Below are 17,338 nucleotides of genomic sequence, written 5' to 3' on the forward strand. Positions count from 1 at the left end.
TACCATGTTATCTATTCAGAATCTCGAAGCAGGCTACGGTAAGGTTAAAGTCCTTCATGGCATCAGCATCGATGTACCAAAAGGGCAAGTGATTACCTTGATCGGCTCTAATGGTGCAGGCAAGACCACTACTATGCGTGCCATTACCGGGATGATTAAGCCCACAGCAGGTGAAGTGACCCTGAGCGGCCAAAGAATTGACGGTTCGGATTCACACAAAATCGCCCGTCTAGGTTTGGCTCATAGTCCTGAAGGCCGTCGTGTCTTCACGACGATGTCGGTTACTGATAACTTGCTCTTGGGAGCCTTTCCTCGCTTTACAGGCAGTCGTCCTAAAGGCGATATCCAAAAAGACCTGGAGCATGCCTTAGAAATGTTCCCCCGCCTCAAAGAGCGCCGTAATCAATTGGCAGGCACTTTATCTGGTGGCGAACAGCAGATGTTGGCAATGGCGCGCGCAGTCATGCTCAACCCTGAAATCATCTTGCTGGATGAGCCTTCAATGGGCTTGGCGCCCATTTTGGTGGAAGAGGTCTTCAGAATTATTTCTAATCTGAAGTCACAAGGTGTGACCATGCTATTGGTTGAGCAATTCGCCGCCGCCGCTTTGAACGTAGCAGACTATGGCTACGTGCTTGAGAATGGCAAGATCGCTACTCATGGACCCGCTAGCAAACTCAAGGATGATCCTGCTGTAAAGGCTGCATACTTGGGTGGCAGCGGACACTAATTCAGTCAAAAAATCTGCCTCTCTTGATTCAGCACAAAGCCCTCAACTGAGGGCTTTTTGTTTGCAACTGATATGCAGCATATGACCCAAGAAAAAGCCCAAGAAAATGATACCAATCATCCAATGTGCTGTGATGGCATGCTCTCGAAGCTCTGCTGGTCCGTAATAGAGTAGGGCGGCAGTCAAGATGAGCGCTAACATACATACGAGTTGCCCAAGTCCGCTGACCATTTGCCGCTTTGCCTTCAATCCGGCCTTAAGGTGAACAGTCAAAACGGACCCCAAAGCCATTGAGGCTGCCATCGCAGTAAGGCCATGCCAACTCAAAATGGTGTACGGCCGAAATATCAATGGAGTCAAGTGGAAATCATTCACTAGTAAATACATCAAACCGGTAATTGAGCACAGGCAAATACTGCTAATCACAAAGTATCTCTGCCATGTTGGCATTTTTCCTAAGCGGGAAGCCATAAAGATTCTGCCTGGTAGTTTTTGAAAATCGGGTGGTGGGTATCCTGCGACAAAGCCAGTACTTTAGTAAGTGCATCGGCATAGATACATTCTTGAGCGATGATGGAATACGAACCTTGAATTGGAGTGCTGCCTTTTTGGGGGTGGAAGATCGTGTGATTACTTGAGGTGGCAATCGCCCCCTCCCGTAAGCTGCCAATCTGAATTAGTTCATTGGCTTGCCTGGGGCTGCGCAGTAAGACAGTATGAGATTGTCTGCCAAAGACCCTGAGGTCGCCGCCTGCATTGACAACACCATTTTGGATACCGCAAAGCTTGAGTGCTCGCACTGCCTCATCTACCGCAAAACCCTTAGCGATACCTCCGAGATCAAGGCAAACCGCTTGGGTCAGACGAATGATTTGATTGCCTAAAAATTGGATACTGAGAATACTGCTTTCATTGGAGGGAGCATGGTTTATCTGATGTAGTGGTAATAATTTTTTATTGACGAGTTGTCTCCCCACCCCACAATCAAATAAACCATGCGACTCCTGACAAATGCATTGTGCAGTCTTCAATACTTTTTCCGTCCAAGGATGAATCTCTAGTGACTCATCGGCTCGATAACGATTAATCATCGAAAGCTCGCTATGCCGATCATGAAAACCCATCAAGCTTTGGACTAAGGCAATCGAAGCAAATGCTTCATCTATCGCAAGATGGGTTTGTCTTGAAGTGAGCCCCACCTGCGCTTCATGAATTTGAATCTCGACATAGGTGCCAAGCATCGGTTTACAGCGGATCATTTGCTTACAGAACTCTTGAGTGCCAGCTCATGCAAGACCAAGACGCGTTTTACGCCATCAGTAAGATGTTTTGAAGATAAGGTAGCGCCGCTAATATTCTGAATATCTTGGTTAAGCTTGACGGGATCGCCTACCGTTTTGCCAATAAATTGCTGACGCCATTGGCTGTCTGCGACTTCATAGCCATAGGACTCGACGTATTCGAGGATTTCAAGGCCTTTGACACTGCCATTGGGCGCAATACCAACTGCATAAGTAATCATTTCATGTTTACCCACAACCTCATCAATAATCAGCCAACTCCCATCACTCGTCTTCCAGATACGCTCTCCAGTAAAAGGATAGCGAATGCTAGAAGCTTGTCGCATTCGCTCTTGGAGTGCTTTGCTAATGATGATGGGGTGTTTGACTAAACGCTGATTGGGAAACAAAAGCTGTTGCGCTTGCTCAATCGATACATAAATCTTGGCCTGCGCTAGGATTGGGCTAGCAGTGATTGCAAGCCCAGCGATGCTCAGTAAAGTGGGTTTCCAATACATCATGACTTAGTTCAGCGGAAAGCCAACTTTTACGATGTATTCATTCACGGTATGGCTGTCCCATACGCGGGCATTAGAGCATTCTGCCTCGCCACCGTTCATGCAGTTGCCACCCTTGAGCTGATAGCGCCAAGCCCCAGTAACCCACCAGTCTTTGGCGGCGTAATGGAGATTAGGCCCCAGAAAGGTAGCGCGTTGCACTTGGTTGCGTAAGTTCAACTCAGAGTAATCATTATGAAAGCGCGCCTCTACACCAGCAGACCATTTTGGAGCAAAGCGATAACTTGCCCCCACTAAAAAGTCGAGCATCGATTCAGGGACGTTACCGTTCTCAATAAACTTGAGTCGTTCATTGGCCGCTACGACGTTACCTGCCAAGATCAGGCGATCGTCAATGAAGTTAGATTGCAAGAGCAGTCGCGCTTCTAGCTCATCCTTGTTCCGACCCCAGGTAGGTTCTAAATACAGGCCAAGGCCTACGGGTGAGGTTACAGGATTCGTAATGCGATAAATCGCCTCTAAAGACGCGCCTTCTACTCCGCCCTTGACGTAAGCAGAGTCCGGATTGTGACTAGAGGGAACGCCATAGCCACCAGTGCAAGTGGGGCTCTCACCACAGGCTTCTGGATTGGTGTAGTTTTGATTGGCATTGGTGTAGCCCGAGTTGATGTATCCCGCAATTTGTAAATCATTCGTTAAGCCATACTCGAGCTCAGTGCGTGCAGTCCATTGTTCAAAAGTACCTGCTGCTTGCTGTTGATTGAGTTGCAAGCGCTGTTCAAATTCCCATTTTTCCTTTGGCTGAAGATCGAGTGTATAGATCCACCCAAATACACCCTCACCAGCGTGGGCAAGAGAAAAGTGGAGCGCTGCAGCAATGACGAGAGAAAAAGCAATGAGTCGTTTGATGTTGGATTTCATGATGTTGAGGGGGTTGGTTGAAAATTTCTAATTGAGAAAGGTTCTCAATATAAACCAACAAATAAGAATCATTCTCATTTGAGAAAATGACCTTATACCCTTTAATGAAGTGTTGGAAAGTAAAAATAGATACAAATACCGCTACAAATTACAAACTTGTAAGATGCAATGTATGAATCCCGAATCTTTAGAAAAACTCGTTACGATGAAGATGCCGTTTGGCAAATATGCCGGCCGGCGGATTGCCGAGCTGCCAGGAAATTACTTGGCGTGGTTTGCGCGTGAAGGATTTCCCAAAGGGGAAATAGGTGAGCTGCTCGAGCTGATGCACACTTTGGATCACAACGGCTTAAGTGGACTACTCAATCCCATTAAAGAAAGACTCGGTGTACTTTTGAGAAATTCAGAGAGCTAAGCGCTCACAGATTTTTATTCTGAGTAATTTCGAAAACCATGAAATGATCGCGTTTGATTCCAGCGTTCAGGTCGAGTGTGGATCTGCTTGGTTGATGTTGCTACATTTGCCGGTAAATGAAAGTCAATTCCCGTTTTCAGAGCAAGATCTTGATACGAGATCGGCGCCATCATCGGTGCATCATCGGTATTCTGAATCCAATATGCCCAAGCCAGATTGCGAGAGGGATCGTAGACCAACTTGAAGAGATACTCGGGCACCGTCACATGATTGCTGCCAATACTTCCGGCATGACCAACTGAGCCTGTATAAACATAAATATCGCCACGGATTCTTTTGGCGTACTGACGAGTAGGCCCCTCAATTTCTTTGGCCCAGATCCCCTGATTGTTTTGACGAGCCTGAGGCATCATATTGGCTAAAGAGAAAGATTGAGCCATCGAGCGCTCATCCCCCATGTCACCAGCAGGTGCGTTATGCCCTCGGTCATACCCGCTCCCTCGGTAGTCAGAGAGGGTGGCTCGCTCAGCAGCGGGCAAACGGGCTTCCTCATAAAAGAGATTGGTTCGCGCTTGCTTGGGCTTAGTGAGCCTTTCCCGATTCAGCTTTTCGATCACGTAGATTGGTTTTTTGTCACTGGGGGAGTAATAGACGGCAAAACCATCAAAACAGAGATCCCTGCCAGTCTGAGTCACACTCGGAATCTCCCCTCTGGGAAAATACTCAACGCAGTCATCAAAAATAGCCCATGCCCAGAGCGGGTAGGCAAGGCAAACCAGGATCAAGGCTCGAGCAAGGGATGGCATGGCTGTAAGTGTAGGGTGATGCCTACTGAATTGGGGTTTACCCAGGAACTTGGAGGATTATTTGCTTGGGCAATGCGTCCTCAGATATGAGTTACCAGCTTCCTCGGCGGCGCAGATGGGGACACTATCTGTAGGAATTTGAGGCGATTGAAATACTAAATGTATGGTCTAAACCAACATTTTTTCATTTCAAAATGTAAAAAAAGTGGTTTGATAGAAAATTTCTATTAAATTAAATTAGTGCACCCTAACATTTATAACTTATTGATTTAAATAATATTTTTATCAAAAAGCGAGCCCTAGGGTGAATATGACAGTATTGTCATACTTATAAGTTATTGAATCGACCACCCTTATTCTTGACTTGATATAAGAACCTTCATAGGATTGCCCATGTTCTACAAATATTGCACTGCAACATATCCTGAGCTTCAATTGATTAGGTTCTGTAGCGATGCAAAAACTGAATGAGTAAATGCTTAACTAACAATTCGAATGCTTCACAGCTTGGGCAATCCTTTATTGGGTTAGCCCAAGCAGCTCTGATCCGATTTATGGATCCAGTGTATCGGGGCGTGCACGGTCTGCTGATCGTGGGTGCATTCCTCATCGTGGGTCTATGGCTATCTGGTAATGGTACAAACGCAGGCCCCTTTGATTTAGCCCGCATTCTGGTGCCCGATGAGGCGCGCCAAATGTTCTGGCAGGGCGCAACTGGTAGCAATCAGTCTGGCTTGGCGGCCTTAGATTCTCAAACATCTGAGCAAGATATCGCCCATATTATTTATGGTCGTGCCTCTTTCCCAATGCTCAAGCAGGAAACGATTGCGTTGCTCAATCCTGAGGTTGCCCGGATTCAGGTGAAATCGATCTCCCATTTAGCAGACCAAATCCCGACCTCAAAAATCGATCCTCTGGCTTTGGATAGCAACTTAATGAGCCCTGTGCAAAACCAAAGAGCGGTTGCAGAGTTCTTTGAGAAAAAGTACGGCCTAGATAAAAGCAAGATTGAAGAATATGTTTCGAATGCAGTATTGATCTCGCGCGAAGTCAAAATTGATCCAGTCTTATTGCTAGCAGTGATGTCGGTTGAATCCAATTTCAACCCAATGACTAAGAGTGAAGCTGGAGCCGAAGGCTTAATGCAAGTGATGACCAATGTGCATAAGGAGAAATATGCGCCTTATGGTGGAGTTGCTGGCGCAGTCAAGCCTGAAGTCAATATTCGGATTGGTGCGTATATCCTGAAGTACTTGATCGCGACTTCTGGCTCACTGCGTAATGGCTTGAAGTTCTATGTTGGCGCAGGTAATGCTGATAATGATGGCGGCTATGCCGATAAAGTGATGGCAGAGCGTAATCGCATTATTGAGCTGTGCAAATCTAGCCAGAATAATAAGTTGGCCTTGAACGGAAAAAAAGAGCGCTCATAATTCTCGTAGGATATTAAAAGACTCAGGCCACTTCTGCATCACTGCACAAGTGGCCTGAGTCTTTTTAAAGCAAACCTGTTTAATGCACGCCGTGTAACTCGACCTCAAAGACCAAAGTCGCATTGGGTGGAATGACTCCACCAGCACCGCGCGCACCATAACCCATTTCAGAAGGGATGATTAAGGTCCGTTTCCCACCGATTTTCATGCCCGCAACGCCCTGGTCCCAGCCCTTAATCACATGACCAGCTCCCAAAGGGAAACTAAAGAGTTGGCCTCGATCCAGCGAGCTATCAAACTTTTGCCCTTTGTGATCCGTCGCTTTCTCGTCATATAGCCAGCCGGTGTAATGCACATCAACCTGTTTGCCAGCAGTCGCTTCGACTCCGTCGCCCAGAACGGTATCAATTTTTTGGAGTTCGCTCATCTTTCTATTCCTTTTAGCTTAATCAGCACGACAGTATATGCGTGGCTCTAGATGGATACATTGACTCTGCTGGCTCTCGGTGAAATCCCTTACAAGGGGAGCTTTAGCATCTTTATTGGGCAAAAACGGCCTATTTTTCAATAGGCAATGATTTAAAATCAATGGTTCTGATTCATGACATCAAATCGACATCAGAACGACATCACCAGACGTGAAAATAGCTTCGGATTATCAAAATTGAGGAAATAGTAATGGCTGCAGGGAAATCAAAAATTATCTACACACTGACCGATGAGGCACCATTTTTAGCCACCGGTTCATTTTTACCCATCATTCGCGCTTTTACATCCCCCGCTGGGGTTGAAGTTGCTGAAAGCGATATTTCTGTAGCCGCAAGAATCTTGGCTGAATTTTCTGACTGCTTAACGCCAGAGCAGAAAGTGAATGACAACTTGGCTGAGCTTGGAAAGCTCACCTTATTGCCAGATACCAACATTATTAAATTACCGAACATTAGCGCATCCGTTCCGCAACTATTGGCTGCGATTAAAGAGCTGCAATCCAAGGGCTATGCTTTGCCTAATTTCCCAGAGGATCCTCAGAGCGATGCAGAAAAAGCGATTCGTGCGCGTTATTCAAAATGCTTGGGTAGTGCCGTCAATCCTGTACTGCGTGAGGGTAACTCCGATCGTCGCGCACCGAATGCAGTAAAACAATTTGCCCGTAAGCATCCTCATTCCATGGGAGAGTGGAGTCAAGCCTCCCGCACACACGTTTCTCATATGCATGGCGGTGATTTCTACGCTGGTGAAAAATCCATGACTTTGACCAAGGCATGTGAAGTCACAATGGACTTGGTCACTCAGAGTGGTAAGACCATTTTACTGAAGTCCAAAATGCCTTTACAAGCTGGTGAAATTATCGACAGCATGTTCATGAGCAAAAAAGCCTTATGCGAGTTTTACGAAAAAGAGATCGAAGACGCATACAAAACTGGCATGATGCTCTCCTTGCACGTGAAGGCCACTATGATGAAGGTGTCACACCCCATCGTCTTTGGTCATGCAGTGAAGATTTTCTACAAAGATGCTTTTGCGAAACACGCTAAGTTATTTGAAGAATTGGGTGTGAATGCCAACAACGGCATGAGCAGTCTGTATGACAAGATCAAGACCCTTCCTGAATCCAAGCGTGAAGAAATCATTCAAGATTTGCACGCATGTCATGAGCACCGTCCTGCTTTGGCAATGGTTGACTCCGCCAAGGGTATTACCAACCTGCATTCACCGAGCGATGTGATCGTCGATGCATCGATGCCTGCCATGATTCGTGTCGGCGGTAAGATGTGGGGTGCTGATGGTCGTTTGCATGATACAAAAGCAGTGATTCCAGAAAGTACCTTTGCCCGTATTTATCAAGAGATTATTAATTTCTGTAAGACCCATGGCAATTTTGATCCCACCACGATGGGTACCGTACCTAATGTTGGCTTGATGGCTCAGCAAGCCGAAGAGTATGGGTCACACGACAAGACCTTTGAAATTCCTGAGGCTGGAGTGGCACGCATCGTTACCGAAGACGGCACTGTCTTGCTTGAGCAAAATGTGGAAGAGGGTGATATCTGGCGGATGTGTCAAGTCAAAGACGCCCCCATTCGGGATTGGGTCAAACTGGCTGTTAATCGTGCTCGCCTTTCGAATACTCCTGCTGTCTTCTGGCTCGATGAGTACCGCCCCCATGAGGCTGAGTTGATTAAGAAAGTGAAGACCTATCTCAAAGACTACGACTTGACTGGTTTAGATATTCAGATCATGTCCCAAACACGCGCAATGCGCTACACCTTAGAGCGCGTCATTCGCGGTAAGGACACCATCTCCGTCACTGGCAATATCTTGCGCGATTACTTGACGGATTTATTCCCCATCATGGAGCTCGGCACCAGCGCCAAAATGTTATCTATCGTGCCTTTGATGGCTGGCGGCGGCTTATTTGAGACGGGTGCAGGTGGTTCAGCTCCTAAGCACGTTCAGCAGCTTGTTGAAGAGAATCATTTGCGCTGGGATTCACTGGGTGAGTTTTTGGCCTTAGCGGTATCTCTTGAAGATATCAGCGACAAGACCGGTAATGCGAAAGCAAAACTCTTGGCCAAGACTCTTGATGAGGCGACTGGTAAGTTACTCGATAACAATAAATCACCTTCTCCTCGCACTGGTGAATTAGACAATCGTGGCAGTCAGTTTTATTTAGCTATGTATTGGGCCGAAGCGCTTGCTGCGCAAACCGAAGACAAAGAGCTGCAGGCGCACTTTGCTCCAATTGCAAAAGCATTGGCCGAGCAGGAAAGTAAAATCATTGATGAGCTCAAAGCGTTACAGGGCAAGCCGGTAGATATTGGCGGTTACTACAAGCCAGATCCAGTCAAGTTTGCTGCAGTAATGCGTCCTAGCCCCACTTTGAATGCCATTATTGATCAGGCTATAGCGTAGTTCTCCAGGGAAGATGGATTCCTGTATGAAAAAGGCAAGCCTCTGGTTTGCCTTTTTCTTTATTAGAGAGCCATCCGCTTCATGAAATTCAAAATGGGCGCAAAATAGACCAAAGACTTTTTAAAGGTGCCAGCCATGTCTTACAAAGATCCGCAGATTCTGCCAAGCGATATCACACCCCAAGCCGTTTATGAAAAGCGTCGCCAATTAATACAAGCTGCTGCGGCAGGTAGTTTTGGCTTGGCATTAGCGCCGTGGTTTTCTAGAGAGGCCTTAGCAGCGAATCCACAAAGCTTAGCTGCAACGCCCAATCCACTCTATGCTGGTAAGGATGACTTAACGCCCCTTAAAGATGTGAAGGGCTATAACAATTTTTATGAGTTTGGAACGGACAAGAGAGACCCTGCTGAAAATGCTGGGAGCTTACAGACCAGGCCTTGGACTATTACGATTGATGGCTTGGTTAAAAAACCCATGACCTTTGATATTGATGCGCTCTTAAAGCTCGCGCCTATGGAGCAGCGAGTGTATCGATTGCGCTGTGTTGAGGGATGGTCGATGGTGATTCCTTGGGATGGCTACCCACTTTCCAGTCTGCTCAATAAGGTTGAGCCCTTAGGTTCTGCTAAGTATGTAGAGTTTGTCTCTTTAGCGGATCGCAAACAGATGCCTGGCGTCAATAGTCCCATTTTGGATTGGCCTTATCGAGAAGGTTTACGTCTTGATGAGGCTATGAATCCCTTAACCCTGCTTACTTTTGGTTTGTATGGCGAAGTATTACCTAAGCAGAATGGTGCACCGGTTAGGGTAGTGGTGCCTTGGAAGTATGGCTTTAAGAGTGCTAAGTCCATTGTCAAAATTCGTTTCACAGAAGAGATGCCAGTTACCAGTTGGTATAAATACGCACCAAATGAATATGGTTTTTACTCGAATGTAAATCCCAATGTGGATCATCCCCGCTGGAGTCAGGCAAGCGAGAGACGCATTGGAGATCCCAAAGGGATTTTTGCGCCAAAGATCAAGACGCAAATGTTTAATGGCTATAGCGATCAAGTTGCCAGCATGTATGCCGGCATGGATTTGAAAAAGTTTTACTAAATCGTTTGCAATGAAGTTGGTCATTTTCCTCTTGGCTTTATTGCCACTGGATCGCCTGATCTACCTAGGGTTTACCGACGGCTTGGGTGCTAATCCGATAGAGTTCATCACCAGATCTACCGGCACTTGGGCGCTGGTATTACTTTGTATGACTTTGGCGATGACGCCATTACGATTGATGACGGGATCCAGTCAGCCGATTAAATGTCGAAGGATGTTAGGGCTCTTTTGTTTCTTCTATGCCTGTCTACATTTTATGATCTGGTTATGGCTTGATCAAAACTTTGATGTAGTCGCCATGCTCAAAGATGTGGTGAAGCGACCCTTTATTACGATGGGTTTCTTAAGTTTGGTTTTACTTATGCCGCTTGCTCTGACCTCTACGCATTGGGCGCAAAGAAAGTTGGGGCGACGCTGGGCACTTCTACACAAGCTGATTTATGTGATTGCGATCACGGTCATTTTGCATTACTGGTGGCACAAAGCGGGCAAGAATGATTTACAGACGGTATGGATTTATGCGGGAGTGGTATTGATTTTGCTGAGCTGTCGGATTCCGATGATCAGAAATCAGATCCAATGGCGTAAAGCGAATTAAAATTTAATAATCAGTCTGTATCAATTTGAATTTCAATCAATAAGAGAAGAATATGGAACATACCGTACTAGTGACAGGGGCAACCGCGGGATTTGGTGAGGCTACTGCTAGACGCTTTTTGAAGCATGGTCATAAAGTGATCGCAGCTGGTCGCAGAATCGACCGTCTGGCGGCTCTCAAGAAGTCCCTACCAAGCGAGCAGCAAGACAAATTGCTGACTCTTGTTTTAGATGTCTGTGACAGCGATCAAGTAGATCAATTAGCAGTGAATTTACCTGCCCCTTTTGCACAAGTGAGTATTTTGGTGAATAACGCTGGCTTAGCGCTTGGACTTGAGCCTGCGCACAAGGCTGATTTATCCGACTGGGATCGGATGATTGATACGAATATCAAGGGATTGGTACACATGACCTGCGCTCTTTTGCCTGGCATGGTTGAGCGCAAGTTAGGGCATGTGATTAATTTAGGTTCGGTAGCTGCAAACTATCCTTATCCTGGCGGCAATACCTATGGTGCAACCAAAGCCTTTGTTCAGCAATTCAGTTTGAACTTACGGGCAGATTTGATAGGCACTCCTATCAGGGTCACCTGTATTGAGCCTGGGATGTGCTCTGGTACAGAATTCTCTAATGTGCGTTTCAAGGGTGACGATGCTAAAGCGGGCAATGTGTATGAGGGTGTCCATGCTTTGAGCGCCGATGAAATTGCTGAAACAATTTATTGGTCTGCAACCCTACCTTCGCATATGAATATCAATGTGCTTGAAGTGATGCCCGTTCAGCAAAGCTTCAGTGCATTCCAGATTCATCGCGGCAAGCTGTAAGTTTCAGTAAGATCGTATTGATGGCTAAACCCCTTAGCTTAGAAAAAATTCTGTTTAGTCAGGGCTTTGGCACACGCCGTTACTGCAGTGATTTGGTTTATGCCGAGCTGGTAAAGGTCAATGGTGTCTTGGCCGAGGATCCAGAAGAACGAATTGCTACCGAAGGTCTTGTTCTGAATGTAGAAGGTCAAGATTGGGAATTTCATGAAAAGGCTTACATTGCATTTCATAAGCCTGCCAACTATGAGTGCTCGCATAAAACTACGCATCATCCCAGTGTCTACAGTTTGCTGCCCAGGCCCTTCGTTGAGCGTGGCCTCCAATGCGTGGGTCGTTTAGATTTTGATACAACTGGGCTATTACTGATCTCGGATGACGGTCAATTTATTCACAAGATGACTACACCCAAGAAGAATATTGGTAAGGTTTATGAAATCACTACAGCCGAGCCGATTCAGGGTAAACAACTGGATCATTTACTCAAAGGTGTAGTGTTAGATGACGACCCGAAGCCTTGCTTTGCCAAGGCCTGTGAACAGATAGATGAGCATCATCTAGCGATGACCATCGTTGAAGGGCGTTATCACCAAGTCAAGCGCATGATGGCCGCTGTCGGAAATCACGTAGCACAATTACATCGTACCCAAATTGGCGCGTATTTAATGCCAGACGATTTGGCTGAGGGCCAATGGCGTTGGCTCTATGAATCTGATTTACAGCAACTTGCAAAGAGCGTTGAATGAAAAATAATCTAGACCTTACCCAATTTGATTTCAAGAAAGATTTGCCAGATTGGCAGGTTGATCTCATTACCAAAACCTTGTCACGCAATTTTGTTTTTAAGGATTTTGAAGCTGCTTTTGCTTTCATGACACTCTGTGCAGCATATGCAGAAAAAATCGACCATCACCCCGATTGGTCTAATAGCTGGAATCAGGTGAAGGTCCAATTAAGGACGCATTCAAAGAACGACATCACGCTATTGGATGTTGAGTTGGCAAAAGCAATGGATGCGTTTGCCAATCAAATCCAGAAACCTGCTGAGATTTAGTGCTCTTCTTCGTCGTTATCTTCAGAGGTAATGCTCATCAAGATGGTAGCCAGGAGGCCGTACACAACTTCAGTAGAAATCATGCCATCTTCATCTAGCTCATCAATCAGATCATTGAGACAATCTTCAGTAGGTTCGTTGAGTAAAGTCATGGCGCATTCGCAGCCATAATCAAAATCTTCATCGCCAGGGTTTTGAGTCTCGGTAGTCATGGGGTCCCTAATAGAGTGTTGGATGAGGCTAATTCTTAACCCAGCATAGCAAAAAAAGATGTCTTTAGCGAAGGCTTTTGAGGAATATCTAGCGCTCGCTGGGCCTTAAGGCAAATTTGGGTGCAAAAAATGAACAAAATTGCTAAAATAACTCCGTGATTAAAAAAACTGATACTTCCAATGTTGTAGATTTAGAAGTGGTGAAGTCGACAATCCAGTCTGCTGCAACGCCTGCTACAAAGTCTACCCCCGCCACTAAGAAGGTGCCCCAGCCTCCTGTTGTAGAGACCGAAGCTGAAGAGGTCTATCAGCCTAAATCGGTATTTCAGGATCGTAACTGGAATAAGGGTCTCAAGTAAGTCCTCTTGATCTCCTGATTCTCGCTGGATTGACACAAAATACTCCTACTGGGGTATTAAGATGCACTCATGGATGACTTAATCGAAAACCCCGAAGACGCATCAGCGGATAAATACAGTGCTGGCAAAAAAAGCACGCTGGTTAGCGTAGTTGTTAATCTCACCCTGACAATATCGCAAGTGTTTGCGGGTCTACTCTCGGGCTCGCAGGGCTTGGTTGCAGACGGCATTCATTCTCTAACGGACTTGGTTGCCGACTTTGTAGTCCTCTTTGCAAATCACCATAGTGCTAAAGATGCAGATGAAGACCATCATTACGGACATCAGCGTTATGAGACCGCCGCTTCATTATTTTTGGGAGTCTCCTTACTAGTCGTTGGCCTAGGGATGCTCTGGAGTGCGGGGCATAAGATTGTCAATCCCGTTGGCTCCACTCAAATATCGCTCTTGGCTTTGTATGTTGCATTAGGCGCGCTCGCAGCCAAAGAACTCCTCTTTAGATATATGCTCGCCGTTGCAGAGCGTGTGCGCTCTAGTATGCTGGTAGCGAATGCTTGGCATGCACGATCTGACGCTGCTTCGTCATTGGTTGTTTCAGTTGGCATCGTGGGGGCTCTATTGGGTTACCCCATTCTGGATTCTGTAGGCGCATTAATTGTGGGTTTGATGATTGTGCGGACGGGTTGGTCCTTTAGCTGGGATGCCTTGAATGATTTGATGGATCGAGCGGTATCCGAAGAAGAGCATCAACAAATTGAGCAGATCGTTCTAGCAACCCCTGGTGTTCTGGGTTGTCATGACCTAAGAACCCGCAAGATGGGCGACATGATTTTGGTCGATGTGCATATTGAAGTGGATGCCGATGCAACTGTTCAAGTCGGTCATGATATTGCGCTGACTGCTGCAAATCGGGTAAAGGCGAAGTTACCCGTCCTCAATGTCATGACGCATATTGATCCTGCATGAGCGCTTCTATGTATAACGGACGTCTTACCTCTTTATCCCACGGTGGTGGCTGTGGCTGCAAAATTGCACCTGGTGTATTGAGTGAGATTCTGAAGAGTTCTCCGCTAGGTAATCTTCGGAATATTCCAGCGGCTTTGTTAGCGGGCTCTGACAATAATGAAGATGCGGCCGTCTATCAAATTAATGAGCATCAAGCGATTGTGGCGACAACCGACTTTTTCATGCCGATTGTGGATGACCCTTTTCAGTTTGGACGGATTGCTGCAACAAATGCAATTTCAGATATTTATGCAATGGGTGCGCAACCCCTTTTTGCACTTGCATTATTAGGTATGCCGGTTAATGTGCTGCCCTTAGATGTCATTCAAAAAATTACGGCTGGCGGTGAATCGGTTTGTACCGAAGCAGGCATTATGGTTGCTGGAGGCCACTCCATTGATTCAGTCGAGCCAATCTATGGTCTAGTAGTGATTGGAATCATCGATCCTAAAAATCTCAAGCGCAATACCGGATCTCAAGTTGGCGATAGTATTATTTTGAGTAAGCCCTTAGGCGTCGGAATTTTGTCGGCGGCACTCAAAAAAGAACTGCTATCAGAGCAGGGTTACCAAGAAATGCTTGCACTGACCACCCAACTCAATCGTCCTGGGCAGGCTTTGGCACAAATGCCAACCGTACATGCTTTAACCGATGTGACTGGCTTTGGATTAGCTGGTCACTTACTAGAAATGGCTCGTGGTGCAAAGTTACAAGCCAGGATTGATTGGAGCTCACTACCTATCGTTCCCGAAGCGCTTGAGCTAGTGAAGCAGGATATCTTTACCGGAGCTTCGACTCGCAACTGGGCTAGCTATGGAAATGAAGTGCAGTCAACCAGTCTAGAGCCATGGCAGCGCCATCTCTTGAGTGATCCTCAGACCAGTGGTGGATTATTGATGGCTTGTGCGCCAGATGCTGAAGGGGAAGTTTTGGAGCTTCTGAGCAAATCTGGCTTTAGTGCCGCAAAAAAAATTGGGAGCTTCACTGCAGGAAGTGGCTTGTTAGTCAATACCTAACAACCCAACTGATCCGCTAGATCTAAGAAGTTCTTAGCATGATATGTTGTAAAACTCTCTATAGCGAGATCATTGCGTTGCACCTGTTTCCCAAACTCCAGCGGTCTTTCAACGAATGCGGTTTGTAGGCCACATTTGCTAGCAGACAGTAAATCATCTTTGTGCGCTGCTACCAACATGACTTCTTCTGGAGCAACATCGAAAATACTGGCAACGCCAAGATAGGTTTCGGGATCGGGTTTGTAGTGGCGGAAAACTTCAGCAGACAAGATTAAATCCCAAGGCAGTCCTGCATTCTTTGCCATATTGGCCAGTAAACCCAGGTTGCCGTTGGAGAGGGTTACTAAAGTGAATTGATTCTTTAGACGTAAGAGGCCGGCGATGGTGTCTTCCCAGGGTAGCAGACGATGCCAAACCAGATTGAGATGTCGCTTTTCTGCTTCAGTCAGGTGGTTGATCTCAAACTGCTTTAAGACATCATCCAAGATTAGTCGATGTAAATCATCAATCTTGGTCCAGGGCAGCTCACCTGATCGCACTCTAGCCATAGCGGGGCGGTAGCCATTTCTCCAGGCGGTAGCAAAAGCATCGGAGTCGGCATCAAGGCCAATCCGTTTGACTTCAGCTGCAATCGAGCCATGCCAGTCAACAACAGTTCCGAAAACATCAAAAGCAAGGACTTTAGGGGTGGTATTCATCTTTGGGTCGGCTCTTCTTACGTAATGATTTTGATTAATATACTCCGTGGGTGGTTGGAGCAAGATTTAGTGGTTAAATGGTAGTAAGAAAATCAGTGTAAGAACACAATGGAGTTGATAAATGGGTGAGATGCATCGGGTTGTCATCGTTGGCGGGGGCGCAGGGGGTTTAGAGCTGGCCACCAAGCTAGGTGATCGTTATGCCTCACGCAAGAGCAGCGGCAAAAAAGTGAGTGTGACCCTGATTGATCGGAACCGCACGCATATTTGGAAGCCCAAGCTACATGAGATTGCGGCAGGCAGTATGGATCTGGGTGATCAAGAGCTCGACTATATTGCGCAAGCCCATTGGCATCATTTTTCATTCCGACTAGGAGAGCTAGTCAATATCGATCGTAGTCAGCAGAAAATTCAGATTTCGGCATTCATTGATGAGTCAGGTGAGCTGGTTACTCCGGAGCAATGGATTCCATACGACACCCTCATCATTGCGATTGGTAGTCTCACGAATGATTTTGGTACGCCAGGCGTTGAGCAATACACCATCCGTTTGGAGTCACAGACCGATGCTAAGCGCTTTCATTTAAAGATGATCAATGCCTGCTTGCGTGCTCAAACCCAGACTACACCTTTACTACCCGGTCAGCTCCATGTTGCCATTATTGGCGCAGGGGCTACAGGAGTAGAGTTAGCTGCTGAATTGCATCGCACAACTAGAGCAGTGATCTCTTACGGTTTAGATCGTGTGGATCCTAATAAAGATCTCAAAGTGATTTTGGTTGAAGCCGCCCCCAGAATTTTGCCAGCGCTCTCAGACCGCATTTCTGATGCAGCAGAAAATCTATTGAGTGATCTTGGTGTAGAGGTAATGACCAATGCTAAGGTTGAAAAAATACTGCCCCAGAAAATTTGTCTGACCAATGGCACTGAAATTCCTGCGGAATTGATCGTTTGGGCCGCTGGAGTCAAGGCGCCCGCGTTCTTAAAAGATTTTGGTGGTCTTGAAACCAATAGTAGCAATCAACTACTTGTGCTGCCTACTTTACAAACGACGCGCGATCCTCATATTTTTGCGATGGGCGACTGTGCCGCATGCCCTTGGCCAGAAGCCAAAACAGGTCTTGGTACGATTGTGCCGCCCAGAGCGCAAGCCGCTCATCAACAAGCCTCCCATATTTTTAAAGAGATGGAAAGCATTATTGCTGGCAAGCAGCTGAGAGCCTATCACTACCGTGATTTTGGCTCCCTCGTTTCTTTAGGAGAATATAGCAGTGTGGGTAGCATGATGGGAGGCTTGATCGGAGGCAGCTTGATGGTAGAGGGCCTCTTTGCCAAACTCATGTATTTAAGTCTCTATAAATTACATCAGCTGGCACTCCATGGTTGGGTGAAAGTCACCCTCGATACGATCAGTAGATTAATTCATCGTCGTACCGATTCGATTGTTAAATTACATTAAGTT

21 protein-coding genes are annotated in these 17,338 nt (G+C 46.4%); 13 read left to right on the top strand and 8 right to left on the bottom strand.

Going from position 1 to position 17,338, the window contains the following annotated elements:
• Positions 1 to 4 precede the first annotated feature (4 nt).
• Positions 5 to 730 carry an ABC transporter ATP-binding protein gene (locus ICU98_RS01850; protein WP_215352452.1) on the top strand — a complete coding sequence of 242 codons (726 nt, stop codon included), beginning with the start codon at positions 5 to 7 and terminating at the stop codon, positions 728 to 730.
• Positions 731 to 772: 42 nt separating this feature from the next.
• Here ICU98_RS01850 and ICU98_RS01855 read toward each other — a convergent pair whose 3' ends face one another.
• Genes ICU98_RS01855 through ICU98_RS01870 form a run of 4 tightly spaced genes read right to left on the bottom strand, consistent with a single transcriptional unit; the run spans position 773 to position 3,449 of the window.
• A complete protein-coding gene (locus ICU98_RS01855; protein ID WP_215352453.1) occupies positions 773 to 1,201 on the bottom strand; it encodes a hypothetical protein in 429 nt (142 codons plus the stop codon).
• Positions 1,186 to 1,989, bottom strand: a complete 804-nt coding sequence (locus ICU98_RS01860) for an FAD:protein FMN transferase (RefSeq protein ID WP_215352455.1) — start codon at positions 1,987 to 1,989, stop codon at positions 1,186 to 1,188. The genes ICU98_RS01855 and ICU98_RS01860 overlap by 16 nt, the downstream gene beginning before the upstream one ends.
• The gene (locus tag ICU98_RS01865) at positions 1,986 to 2,531 is read right to left on the bottom strand and encodes an FMN-binding protein (protein WP_251365367.1); all 546 of its coding nucleotides are present in this window, start codon (positions 2,529 to 2,531) and stop codon (positions 1,986 to 1,988) included. The genes ICU98_RS01860 and ICU98_RS01865 overlap by 4 nt, the downstream gene beginning before the upstream one ends.
• Positions 2,532 to 2,534: 3 nt before the next feature.
• A complete protein-coding gene (locus ICU98_RS01870) occupies positions 2,535 to 3,449 on the bottom strand; it encodes a DUF6662 family protein (RefSeq protein WP_215352457.1) in 915 nt (304 codons plus the stop codon).
• A gap of 172 nt (positions 3,450 to 3,621) precedes the next feature.
• On the opposite strand from ICU98_RS01870, the gene ICU98_RS01875 reads away from it, so the two are divergent.
• Positions 3,622 to 3,864: a DUF3820 family protein gene (locus ICU98_RS01875; RefSeq protein ID WP_215352459.1), complete on the top strand. Its 243-nt coding sequence runs from the start codon at positions 3,622 to 3,624 to the stop codon at positions 3,862 to 3,864.
• A 14-nt stretch (positions 3,865 to 3,878) separates the two neighbouring features.
• Here ICU98_RS01875 and ICU98_RS01880 read toward each other — a convergent pair whose 3' ends face one another.
• On the bottom strand, positions 3,879 to 4,670 hold the full coding sequence (locus ICU98_RS01880) for a DNA/RNA non-specific endonuclease (RefSeq protein ID WP_215352461.1): 792 nt from the start codon (positions 4,668 to 4,670) through the stop codon (positions 3,879 to 3,881).
• Positions 4,671 to 5,137: 467 nt separating this feature from the next.
• Here ICU98_RS01880 and ICU98_RS01885 point away from each other — a divergent pair, with 467 nt between their 5' ends.
• On the top strand, positions 5,138 to 6,103 hold the full coding sequence (locus ICU98_RS01885; protein WP_215352463.1) for a transglycosylase SLT domain-containing protein: 966 nt from the start codon (positions 5,138 to 5,140) through the stop codon (positions 6,101 to 6,103).
• A gap of 79 nt (positions 6,104 to 6,182) precedes the next feature.
• Here the strand turns inward: ICU98_RS01885 and ICU98_RS01890 are convergent, their stop codons facing one another.
• The gene (locus ICU98_RS01890) at positions 6,183 to 6,530 is read right to left on the bottom strand and encodes an FKBP-type peptidyl-prolyl cis-trans isomerase (RefSeq protein ID WP_215352465.1); all 348 of its coding nucleotides are present in this window, start codon (positions 6,528 to 6,530) and stop codon (positions 6,183 to 6,185) included.
• A 251-nt stretch (positions 6,531 to 6,781) separates the two neighbouring features.
• Between ICU98_RS01890 and ICU98_RS01895 the strand changes: the two genes are divergently transcribed.
• The 6 genes from ICU98_RS01895 to ICU98_RS01920 all read left to right on the top strand — a co-directional run bounded on the left by ICU98_RS01895 (position 6,782) and on the right by ICU98_RS01920 (position 12,586).
• Positions 6,782 to 9,016, top strand: a complete 2,235-nt coding sequence (locus ICU98_RS01895; RefSeq protein ID WP_215352466.1) for an NADP-dependent isocitrate dehydrogenase — start codon at positions 6,782 to 6,784, stop codon at positions 9,014 to 9,016.
• 135 nt (positions 9,017 to 9,151) lie between these two features.
• The gene (msrP, locus tag ICU98_RS01900) at positions 9,152 to 10,114 is read left to right on the top strand and encodes a protein-methionine-sulfoxide reductase catalytic subunit MsrP (protein ID WP_215352467.1); all 963 of its coding nucleotides are present in this window, start codon (positions 9,152 to 9,154) and stop codon (positions 10,112 to 10,114) included.
• 10 nt (positions 10,115 to 10,124) lie between these two features.
• Positions 10,125 to 10,712: a protein-methionine-sulfoxide reductase heme-binding subunit MsrQ gene (gene msrQ, locus ICU98_RS01905; RefSeq protein ID WP_215352468.1), complete on the top strand. Its 588-nt coding sequence runs from the start codon at positions 10,125 to 10,127 to the stop codon at positions 10,710 to 10,712.
• Between the two features lie 52 nt (positions 10,713 to 10,764).
• Positions 10,765 to 11,535 carry an SDR family oxidoreductase gene (locus ICU98_RS01910; protein ID WP_215352469.1) on the top strand — a complete coding sequence of 257 codons (771 nt, stop codon included), beginning with the start codon at positions 10,765 to 10,767 and terminating at the stop codon, positions 11,533 to 11,535.
• Positions 11,536 to 11,555: 20 nt separating this feature from the next.
• Positions 11,556 to 12,278: a pseudouridine synthase gene (locus ICU98_RS01915; protein WP_215352470.1), complete on the top strand. Its 723-nt coding sequence runs from the start codon at positions 11,556 to 11,558 to the stop codon at positions 12,276 to 12,278.
• Complete coding sequence (locus ICU98_RS01920) at positions 12,275 to 12,586, top strand: 4a-hydroxytetrahydrobiopterin dehydratase (protein ID WP_215335120.1); 312 nt, start codon at positions 12,275 to 12,277, stop codon at positions 12,584 to 12,586. Before ICU98_RS01915 ends, ICU98_RS01920 begins: the two co-directional genes overlap by 4 nt.
• On the opposite strand, the gene ICU98_RS01925 is transcribed toward ICU98_RS01920, so the two are convergent.
• Positions 12,583 to 12,798, bottom strand: coding sequence for a hypothetical protein (locus ICU98_RS01925; protein WP_215335122.1), 216 nt, complete (start codon positions 12,796 to 12,798; stop codon positions 12,583 to 12,585). The two genes, ICU98_RS01920 and ICU98_RS01925, sit on opposite strands and share 4 nt — an antisense overlap.
• Positions 12,799 to 12,953: 155 nt before the next feature.
• Between ICU98_RS01925 and ICU98_RS01930 the strand changes: the two genes are divergently transcribed.
• The 3 genes from ICU98_RS01930 to selD all read left to right on the top strand — a co-directional run bounded on the left by ICU98_RS01930 (position 12,954) and on the right by selD (position 15,178).
• On the top strand, positions 12,954 to 13,157 hold the full coding sequence (locus ICU98_RS01930; protein WP_215352471.1) for a hypothetical protein: 204 nt from the start codon (positions 12,954 to 12,956) through the stop codon (positions 13,155 to 13,157).
• Between the two features lie 69 nt (positions 13,158 to 13,226).
• Positions 13,227 to 14,123 (top strand): cation diffusion facilitator family transporter, encoded by an 897-nt coding sequence (locus tag ICU98_RS01935; RefSeq protein WP_215352472.1) that lies wholly within the window; start codon positions 13,227 to 13,229, stop codon positions 14,121 to 14,123.
• Complete coding sequence (gene selD / locus ICU98_RS01940; protein ID WP_215352474.1) at positions 14,120 to 15,178, top strand: selenide, water dikinase SelD; 1,059 nt, start codon at positions 14,120 to 14,122, stop codon at positions 15,176 to 15,178. The genes ICU98_RS01935 and selD overlap by 4 nt, the downstream gene beginning before the upstream one ends.
• Here selD and ICU98_RS01945 read toward each other — a convergent pair.
• The gene (locus tag ICU98_RS01945; protein ID WP_215352475.1) at positions 15,175 to 15,876 is read right to left on the bottom strand and encodes a haloacid dehalogenase type II; all 702 of its coding nucleotides are present in this window, start codon (positions 15,874 to 15,876) and stop codon (positions 15,175 to 15,177) included. The genes selD and ICU98_RS01945 overlap by 4 nt on opposite strands.
• A gap of 121 nt (positions 15,877 to 15,997) precedes the next feature.
• Here ICU98_RS01945 and ICU98_RS01950 point away from each other — a divergent pair, with 121 nt between their 5' ends.
• Entirely contained in the window at positions 15,998 to 17,335 is a 1,338-nt protein-coding gene (locus ICU98_RS01950) for an NAD(P)/FAD-dependent oxidoreductase (RefSeq protein WP_251365368.1), read from the top strand.
• Positions 17,336 to 17,338: the final 3 nt, after the last annotated feature.

It is taken from the genome of Polynucleobacter sp. MWH-P3-07-1 (assembly GCF_018687555.1).
GTDB lineage: Bacteria > Pseudomonadota > Gammaproteobacteria > Burkholderiales > Burkholderiaceae > Polynucleobacter.

Bases quoted from the DNA above. Each gene is read 5' to 3' on its own strand.
- ICU98_RS01925 (WP_215335122.1), bottom strand. From the start codon at position 12,798: ATGACTACCGAGACTCAAAACCCTGGCGATGAAGATTTTGATTATGGC.
- ICU98_RS01910 (WP_215352469.1), top strand. From the start codon at position 10,765: ATGGAACATACCGTACTAGTGACAGGGGCAACCGCGGGATTTGGTGAG.
- ICU98_RS01895 (WP_215352466.1), top strand. From the start codon at position 6,782: ATGGCTGCAGGGAAATCAAAAATTATCTACACACTGACCGATGAGGCA.
- ICU98_RS01850 (WP_215352452.1), top strand. From the start codon at position 5: ATGTTATCTATTCAGAATCTCGAAGCAGGCTACGGTAAGGTTAAAGTC.
- ICU98_RS01865 (WP_251365367.1), bottom strand. From the start codon at position 2,531: ATGATGTATTGGAAACCCACTTTACTGAGCATCGCTGGGCTTGCAATC.
- msrQ (WP_215352468.1), top strand. From the start codon at position 10,125: ATGAAGTTGGTCATTTTCCTCTTGGCTTTATTGCCACTGGATCGCCTG.
- ICU98_RS01935 (WP_215352472.1), top strand. From the start codon at position 13,227: ATGGATGACTTAATCGAAAACCCCGAAGACGCATCAGCGGATAAATAC.
- ICU98_RS01890 (WP_215352465.1), bottom strand. From the start codon at position 6,530: ATGAGCGAACTCCAAAAAATTGATACCGTTCTGGGCGACGGAGTCGAA.
- ICU98_RS01870 (WP_215352457.1), bottom strand. From the start codon at position 3,449: ATGAAATCCAACATCAAACGACTCATTGCTTTTTCTCTCGTCATTGCT.
- selD (WP_215352474.1), top strand. From the start codon at position 14,120: ATGAGCGCTTCTATGTATAACGGACGTCTTACCTCTTTATCCCACGGT.
- ICU98_RS01920 (WP_215335120.1), top strand. From the start codon at position 12,275: ATGAAAAATAATCTAGACCTTACCCAATTTGATTTCAAGAAAGATTTG.
- ICU98_RS01915 (WP_215352470.1), top strand. From the start codon at position 11,556: ATGGCTAAACCCCTTAGCTTAGAAAAAATTCTGTTTAGTCAGGGCTTT.
- ICU98_RS01950 (WP_251365368.1), top strand. From the start codon at position 15,998: ATGGGTGAGATGCATCGGGTTGTCATCGTTGGCGGGGGCGCAGGGGGT.
- msrP (WP_215352467.1), top strand. From the start codon at position 9,152: ATGTCTTACAAAGATCCGCAGATTCTGCCAAGCGATATCACACCCCAA.
- ICU98_RS01855 (WP_215352453.1), bottom strand. From the start codon at position 1,201: ATGGCTTCCCGCTTAGGAAAAATGCCAACATGGCAGAGATACTTTGTG.
- ICU98_RS01885 (WP_215352463.1), top strand. From the start codon at position 5,138: ATGAGTAAATGCTTAACTAACAATTCGAATGCTTCACAGCTTGGGCAA.
- ICU98_RS01860 (WP_215352455.1), bottom strand. From the start codon at position 1,989: ATGATCCGCTGTAAACCGATGCTTGGCACCTATGTCGAGATTCAAATT.
- ICU98_RS01875 (WP_215352459.1), top strand. From the start codon at position 3,622: ATGAATCCCGAATCTTTAGAAAAACTCGTTACGATGAAGATGCCGTTT.
- ICU98_RS01880 (WP_215352461.1), bottom strand. From the start codon at position 4,670: ATGCCATCCCTTGCTCGAGCCTTGATCCTGGTTTGCCTTGCCTACCCG.
- ICU98_RS01945 (WP_215352475.1), bottom strand. From the start codon at position 15,876: ATGAATACCACCCCTAAAGTCCTTGCTTTTGATGTTTTCGGAACTGTT.